Source organism: Pedobacter psychrodurus (genome assembly GCF_004331735.1).
GTDB lineage: Bacteria > Bacteroidota > Bacteroidia > Sphingobacteriales > Sphingobacteriaceae > Pedobacter > Pedobacter psychrodurus.
This window is the reverse complement of sequence record NZ_SJSO01000047.1, coordinates 1-5,914: the sequence shown is the minus strand read 5'-3', so window position 1 is coordinate 5,914 and position 5,914 is coordinate 1. Positions and strand designations below refer to the sequence as shown.

The window sequence follows — 5,914 nt, the reverse complement described above, 5'->3', positions numbered from 1 at the left end:
ATACTCAGTACATCCAAAGACAGAATAGTTGCTTTTAAAAGACTGGCAATTTGGTATAATCAGGTAGAAGCCGCTGGATTCAAGTCGTTTAACACCATTTCAAGAACGATACAGAACAACTATGAAACCATATTAAACTACTTTACAAATAGGAGTACCAATGCTTCTGCTGAATCTTTCAATGCTAAAATAAAAGCATTCAGGGCACAGTTTAGGGGAGTAAGAAGTGTAAAGTTCTTCTTATTCAGATTAGCTAAGATTTATGCCTAGTATTAATCCCCAACTTTTTTGCTTGATCCAAAACTGGTTCATTAGGTAGGAAACAAAAAAAGTCCCGAAATTTGCGGGACTTTCTTTGTAAATATTTTATAAGGCCTTATCCTTCCTGGTGTAACCAAGCTTTCTTAGCCAATAATTCTTCTTCGGTTTCGCGAATATCTTCATCATCTACGCAACAATCTACCGGACAAACTGCCGCACATTGAGGTTCGTCATGAAAGCCCTTACATTCTGTACACTTATCGGACACAATGTAATAAACTTCATCCGAAACTGCTTCTTGAGCTGCATCAGCTTCAATTTGTTGATTACCAAAATCAATGATACCATTTAAGTTAGTACCATCAGAAAAACGCCATGCAGTACCGGCATCGTAAATTGCGTTATTAGGACATTCTGGTTCGCAAGCCCCACAATTTATACACTCATCTGTTATTTTAATCGCCATGTTTTCGTCTAATTCTTTTGCTTAGTTTACCTTTGCGCTGCAAATATAAGATATAATCACTTAATAATAATTCTAAATATGTCAGCATTAACTCAAGAAAAAGTAATAATCGCGTTCAACAAACTGGGCTTATTGCTTACAAACCCTACTGACATACTAGGAAATGCATTTTATAGCGCTGAAAGTACAAATGCATGGTTTACCTCAGAAAACATAAAAAAATCTATTTTATCATTTGCTGAGATGTTAAATGAGGCTGATTTGGCCATTTGGTTTAAATCGGTTAAGTTTATTACATCACCTAAAAAGGTTGGATTAATCTTGGCAGGAAATATACCAATGGTGGGTTTACACGATGTTTTAAGCGTATTGGCCACAGGAAATATCGCACTAATCAAACTTTCTTCAGTTGATGATAAGTTGATTAAAGCCATAATTACTGAACTCATCACAATAGAACCTGCCTTTGAACATAAAATAGAATATGTAGAACGCTTGAAGGATTTTGATGCGGTTATTGCGACTGGGAGTAACAATTCATCACGTTATTTTGATTATTATTTTAGTAAAGTGCCCAACATCATTAGGAAAAACAGAAATAGTGTAGCGGTTTTAGATGGTTCTGAAACTTTCGAAGATATTCAAAATCTAGGTGCTGATATTTTTGATTATTTCGGTTTAGGCTGTAGAAATGTATCAAAAATCTATTTCCCGAAAGGTTACGATATCGCAAATCTTTACGAAGGGATTGAAAGTTTTCAGCCCATTATCAACCACTTTAAATACAATAACAACTACGATTACAATAAATCCATTTATCTGGTTAATGCAGCCAAACATTTCGACAATGGCTTTTTGCTGTTAAAAGAAGATGAGAGCCTTACCTCACCTTTGGCCGTTCTTTTTTACGAGGAATATGACAATCTTCAAGAAGTGGAAGAAAAATTAAAGGATAAAGCAGAAAACATCCAGTGTGTGATTACTAAATCACCTCTAAGTTTTAACACTTTTGGTTTCGGCCAAAGTCAGCACCCAAAACTTTGGGATTATGCAGATAATGTGAATACGGTTGAGTTTTTGAATAAATTATAATGATTTAAAATATCTCCGAAAAAGGGCCGTAAATTTAATGATAGATTGACGGCCCTTTCTGCCCGGACATAATTTTTCAAAACCATCAGGATCGTAAAAATTTAGCGGTTTGATCTGTTCTTTTGTAACCAGATGTACCAAAATACCACCACCATCATCAATCGAATACACCTCACCTTTTTTCCCAACCGGACAGGCCGCCCCCTCAATCGCATCATCCTTTAACAACCAGGGTTTTAGCGCTGAAACTTCATCCCAGAACTTAAGCAAACTATCTGGCTGAATATCTCTTATATTAAAAAACCGATTAATATCCACCGGTGTCTTATAAATATCCATCATCATTCTTGAAGACATCGCCATCGCAATTTTTCGGGGAACCTTGTTGATACTGCTATACCTCCTGGTGTCTTTATAAAGATAACAGGTTAATGTATCTCCCTTTTTGCTCAACAAATAAAAAACCGGAGGGTTTATCCAGGCTCCAGTATATTGAACTATAATTGTACTATCGGCATTGGCCTGCATAAATTTATGCATCGCAGTAGATTCATCTCTTTTCTGGGCATGGCTTGTTATGAACGCTGTAATTAACAACAGTAATATTATAAATTTATTCATTGATTTATGGATGCAAAATAATGCAAATTTCCATATAATTATGATTGAAGCATATTACTAAACTTATCGTTAAAATCTTAGGCATTTCTTATTTTTTATATGGATATTCGCTAAATGCCCTTTAAGCAATGCGTTATCTCCCCATATCTTTAGTTTTCTTTCTCATCCTGTTTTTTGGCGATCGTATATGGGCGCAATGTAACGGAACACTGGGCGATCCGATCAAAAATGAAACATTCGGATCAGGCACAAGTACTTTTGGTTCTTCCCTACCCAATGGCGTTACCAATTATACTTATGTTACTGGCTCACCAGAAGATGGGCAATACACTATAGCAAAAACCATATCCGGATTAAACGGAGGTTGGTACCAGAGTATTGTAAACCATACCCCCAACGATCCAAACGGATATATGATGGTCGTAAATGCTTCAAGAGATCTTGGGATATTTTATCAAACCACCATTACCGACCTCTGCCCAAATACCACCTACGAATTTTCTGCGTGGATTATTAATATTTTAAAAAACACAGGATTACAGCCAAATGTTAAATTTACGATAGAAAATAACGGTGTCGAAATTCTCCAGTTCGCAACCGAAGATATTCCACAAAATACAGGCTGGATCAAGTATGCAAAAACATTTGTTACCCCGACTGATTTAGGTACAATCACCTTAAAAATGACCAATCTAACCCCTGGTGGAGGCGGAAATGATCTTGCATTAGACGACATCACCTTTAGTGCCTGCGGGCCAACCCTTACACCATTCATAGCAGACAATACATCAACATCTGCTCAAATATGCGAAGGAAATGATGCTACGTTCCATTTCAAAACTGACATTACCACTGATGTTTATCAAAATCCCAGGTATCAATGGCAGGTAAATACAGGTAGTGGCTTTACGGACTTACCCAATGAGCAAATGCCAGAATTAACTGTTTCGTTCCAAAATGCAGTTAAAGGTGTATATCAATACCGTATGTTGGCAGGTGATGGCAATAACATCAATTCTCCAAATTGCAGGATAGCCGGATCACCATTAACCCTTACCGTGAATCCATTACCAATTCCCTTAGCTAAAAATTCTGGTTCCGCTTGCATTGGCGCTACTATTCAGCTCAATGCATCTGGTGGAACGAGCTACCGTTGGACGGGGCCAAACCAATTTACATCTACCGAAAAAAGCCCCTCTATTCCCAATGCTACCAAATTGATGGAAGGCACTTACACTGTAGAGGTTAAGGCAAACGGATGCACACAAAACGCAACAACCCATGTTGAAGTCAAAGATCCTATCATCCCGGCAACCAACATTCAAACTGCAACTATTTGCGAGGGTAAATCCATTCAACTGGAAGCCTCAGGAGGTGCTACTTATCTTTGGCAACCATCAACCGGTTTATCAGATTCCCGGATATCCAATCCAGTGGCCTCGCCAACTGAGACAACCACTTATATTGTCAAGATTTCTAATAATGCATGTTTTGAAACCAAACAAATCACCGTTAACATAAATAAAAATGCAACTGCCGATGCAGGCGCAGACCAGAAGATATTAACCGGACAATCAATAAATTTAAACGGCAAAGTAAGTGGCGATGATATTACCTATTATTGGTCACCATCCGACTATCTCGACGACCCAACCAAACTAAACCCTGTTGCTAAACCAACTGAAGATATTACCTATACCCTACACGCGATCTCAAATTCAGGCTGTACCAGTGCAATCGATAAGGTTTTCATAAAAGTGTATCCAAAAGTAGTGATCCCCAATACCTTCAGTCCAAATGGCGATAATATAAACGACACCTGGAATATCCCTGCTGCTGCCACCTTTCCCAACCCAATCGTAAAAATTACCAACCGTTATGGCCAGCTTGTGTATCAAAGTACAGGTACCTTCAAGCCCTGGGATGGGAAAATGAATGGGAAAGATCTCCCTCCGGCAGTATATTATTACACCGTCTATTTAAACGAGGATTTTAAAACGTATAGCGGATGGATAATGCTGATGAGGTAAAAAAACTTCTAAATCCGTTAACTTTCGCCCTGTTACTTTTAATGGAAATAATAAGCTAAATCCTACGATTAAATCTTAAAATTCTTTAACATTGCACTAAGCCTGAGCCAGTAAATGCACTTTCTAACAAAAGCGTTATTCTTTCTTTATATCTTCCTGTTTGCAAATTTTGCAAAAGCGCAGCTTTGCAGCGGGACTTTCGGACAACCACTCATTAGTCAAACCTTTGGCCAGGGAAACAATACCGATAACTGGTATGGCCCATTGGCGCAATATGCACCAGGTGCTTCTACCTATACAACTTTCGTTGGTCCTCCCGGAGTAATCCCACGTAATTTAACTGCCAACCAATCGGGATTGGTAAAAACGCCAGCAACACCTGGTAATCCCTACCCTATTTATTGGCAACCACATGCTGATCACACCGGAAACCCTAATGGTTTAATGCTTCTAATTGACGGGATTGCTACACAAACCGTATTTTTTGAGCAACAAATGGATAATTTGTGCCCGAACACCACTTTGCGTTTATCCATTTGGGTATTGAATACAAATTCGCCTGCTGCTAATGCTCAAAATCCAAATATGGCCTTGCGCATCATCGACCCTAATGGTAATGTATTAAATGAGAAACCTACTGGAAGTGTGCCCGCAGATCTCACGTGGCATCAATATTTTGTAGATTTTACCAATGGCAACAGCTCAACCATAACCTTACAACTAATCAACAGAACACCAACAAATAGCGGCAACGATTTTGCTTTGGATGATATCACCGTACAAGCTTGCGGTCCATCTATCGCCCCATTTTTCAACACGAATACCGCTTTATTAAATATGTGTGAAGGCAATACGAGTAATTTCATTTTAGATGCAAATATTTCTGCTGGATATACAAACGCAGTTTACCAATGGCAGGAAAATACAGGTAACGGCTGGACCGACATTGTTGGCAAAACCACGAAACAAGCTTCGATAGATTTTTCGAACCGTTTACCAGGCACCTATCAATACCGGTTAATTACGGCTATGAATGGCAATATTGATAGAACTTATTGCAGAGCAATATCGGAACCCTTGACCGTAACAGTAAATGCTTTGCCTATCGCTAAAGCTGAAAACTTTGGCCCTATCTGTGTTGGCAGTGTAAGCTCCCCTGTTTTTCAGACCACTCAAAAGTATAATTTTGTCCTCAAATTTCCTTCAATAAATCGATGGGAGATTTGAAGTTCAACGCTTGATGTGGTCGATGGTAATTATAGTCCATCATCCATTCCTCCACTTTCTCCCTCACATCATCCAGGGAGTGAAATATGTAGGCATTTAACAATTCTCTTCTGATGCTTCCATTGCATCTTTCTATATATGCGTTCTGTGTTGGTTCTCCAGGCTCGATAAAAAGCAGTTCAACATTGTTTTCCTTTGCCCATTCATCCAGCTTATT

At 38.6% G+C, this 5,914-nt stretch carries 7 protein-coding genes; 4 read left to right on the top strand and 3 right to left on the bottom strand.

Annotated elements, in window-relative coordinates; translation table 11 throughout:
* A partial coding sequence (locus tag EZ456_RS24875; protein WP_165501350.1) for a transposase occupies positions 1-270 on the top strand: 270 nt, incomplete at its 5' end.
* Positions 271-376: 106 nt separating this feature from the next.
* Here the strand turns inward: EZ456_RS24875 and EZ456_RS24870 are convergent.
* Entirely contained in the window at positions 377-727 is a 351-nt protein-coding gene (locus EZ456_RS24870) for a 4Fe-4S dicluster domain-containing protein (RefSeq protein ID WP_025143125.1), read from the bottom strand.
* Between the two features lie 78 nt (positions 728-805).
* Here EZ456_RS24870 and EZ456_RS24865 point away from each other — a divergent pair, with 78 nt between their 5' ends.
* Complete coding sequence (locus tag EZ456_RS24865) at positions 806-1,819, top strand: acyl-CoA reductase (RefSeq protein ID WP_131534904.1); 1,014 nt, start codon at positions 806-808, stop codon at positions 1,817-1,819.
* Here EZ456_RS24865 and EZ456_RS24860 read toward each other — a convergent pair.
* On the bottom strand, positions 1,814-2,440 hold the full coding sequence (locus EZ456_RS24860) for a hypothetical protein (RefSeq protein WP_131534902.1): 627 nt from the start codon (positions 2,438-2,440) through the stop codon (positions 1,814-1,816). The genes EZ456_RS24865 and EZ456_RS24860 overlap by 6 nt on opposite strands.
* A 128-nt stretch (positions 2,441-2,568) precedes the next feature.
* On the opposite strand from EZ456_RS24860, the gene EZ456_RS24855 reads away from it, so the two are divergent.
* Positions 2,569-4,470: a T9SS type B sorting domain-containing protein gene (locus EZ456_RS24855; RefSeq protein ID WP_131534900.1), complete on the top strand. Its 1,902-nt coding sequence runs from the start codon at positions 2,569-2,571 to the stop codon at positions 4,468-4,470.
* 114 nt (positions 4,471-4,584) lie between these two features.
* Positions 4,585-5,697 (top strand): hypothetical protein, encoded by a 1,113-nt coding sequence (locus EZ456_RS24850; protein WP_131534898.1) that lies wholly within the window; start codon positions 4,585-4,587, stop codon positions 5,695-5,697.
* Here the strand turns inward: EZ456_RS24850 and EZ456_RS24845 are convergent.
* Positions 5,663-5,914, bottom strand: a 252-nt coding sequence (locus EZ456_RS24845; protein ID WP_131534896.1) for an integrase core domain-containing protein, incomplete at its 5' end; no start/stop codon positions are given. The genes EZ456_RS24850 and EZ456_RS24845 overlap by 35 nt on opposite strands.

Excerpts from the sequence above, each read along its gene's own strand:
- EZ456_RS24870 (WP_025143125.1), bottom strand. The coding sequence starts at position 727 with ATGGCGATTAAAATAACAGATGAGTGTATAAATTGTGGGGCTTGCGAA.
- EZ456_RS24865 (WP_131534904.1), top strand. The coding sequence starts at position 806 with ATGTCAGCATTAACTCAAGAAAAAGTAATAATCGCGTTCAACAAACTG.
- EZ456_RS24860 (WP_131534902.1), bottom strand. The coding sequence starts at position 2,440 with ATGAATAAATTTATAATATTACTGTTGTTAATTACAGCGTTCATAACA.
- EZ456_RS24855 (WP_131534900.1), top strand. The coding sequence starts at position 2,569 with ATGCGTTATCTCCCCATATCTTTAGTTTTCTTTCTCATCCTGTTTTTT.
- EZ456_RS24850 (WP_131534898.1), top strand. The coding sequence starts at position 4,585 with ATGCACTTTCTAACAAAAGCGTTATTCTTTCTTTATATCTTCCTGTTT.